Genomic DNA, 452 nt, shown 5'->3' on the forward strand with positions numbered 1-452 from the left:
CACGAGGACTTCGACATCTCGAAGCTCCGCTATCACAAGATCATCCTGATGGCGGACGCCGACGTCGACGGCCAGCACATCAACACCCTGCTGCTGACGTTCCTCTTCCGCTTCATGCGCCCGCTGGTCGAGGCCGGCCATGTGTACCTGTCGCGCCCGCCGCTCTACAAGATCAAGTGGAGCCGGGACGACTTCGGGTACGCGTACTCGGACCGTGAGCGCGACGCGATGATGGAGATCGGCCGCAACCAGGGCAAGCGGGTCCGGGAAGACGCGATCCAGCGCTTCAAGGGCCTCGGCGAGATGAACGCCGAGGAGCTGCGGATCACCACCATGGACATCGACCACCGTGTGCTCGGCCAGGTCACCCTGGACGACGCGGCACAGGCCGACGCCCTGTTCTCGGTGCTGATGGGTGAGGACGTCGAGGCGCGGCGCTCGTTCATCCAGCG

At 65.3% G+C, this 452-nt stretch carries 1 protein-coding gene; it reads left to right on the forward strand.

Features of this window, described 5'->3' with window-relative positions:
* Positions 1-452: toprim domain-containing protein (locus CAY82_RS27545; RefSeq protein ID WP_256576348.1), on the forward strand; the 452-nt coding region annotated here is incomplete at both ends.

The sequence above is a fragment of the Pseudomonas sp. SID14000 genome (genome assembly GCF_002165135.1).
Classification (GTDB): domain Bacteria; phylum Pseudomonadota; class Gammaproteobacteria; order Pseudomonadales; family Pseudomonadaceae; genus Aquipseudomonas.